At 70.9% G+C, this 368-nt stretch carries 1 protein-coding gene; it reads right to left on the bottom strand.

Features of this window, described 5'->3' with window-relative positions:
• Positions 1-368 (bottom strand): beta-ketoacyl synthase N-terminal-like domain-containing protein (locus ACLQ2N_RS35985; RefSeq protein WP_425820005.1); only part of this gene is annotated, 368 nt, incomplete at both ends.

The following is a 368-nucleotide window of genomic DNA, read 5'->3' as shown; positions in this document are numbered from 1 at the left end:
TGGTCCTGACCGTAGGTCGCGATCAGGGCCTGGGCCTCGATCGGGTCGCCCAGTGTGGTGCCGGTGCCGTGCGCCTCGACGGCGTCGACGTCGGCGGCGGTAAGGCCGGCGTTGGCGAGCGCCTGGCGGATCACCCGCTGCTGTGACGGACCGTTCGGCGCCGTCAGACCGTTGGACGCACCGTCCTGATTGACGGCCGAACCCTTGACCACCGCCAGCACATGATGCCCGTTACGGCGGGCGTCCGAGAGCCGCTCGACGAGCAGCATGCCCGCGCCCTCGGCCCAGCCGGTGCCGTCCGCGTCCGCGGAGAACGCCTTGCACCTGCCGTCCGGCGAAAGACCACGCTGCCGCGAGAACTCCACAAA

It is taken from the genome of Streptomyces sp. DT224 (genome assembly GCF_049844595.1).
Taxonomy (GTDB): Bacteria; Actinomycetota; Actinomycetes; order Streptomycetales; family Streptomycetaceae; genus Streptomyces.
This window is presented reverse-complemented; position numbering and strand designations above follow the sequence as displayed.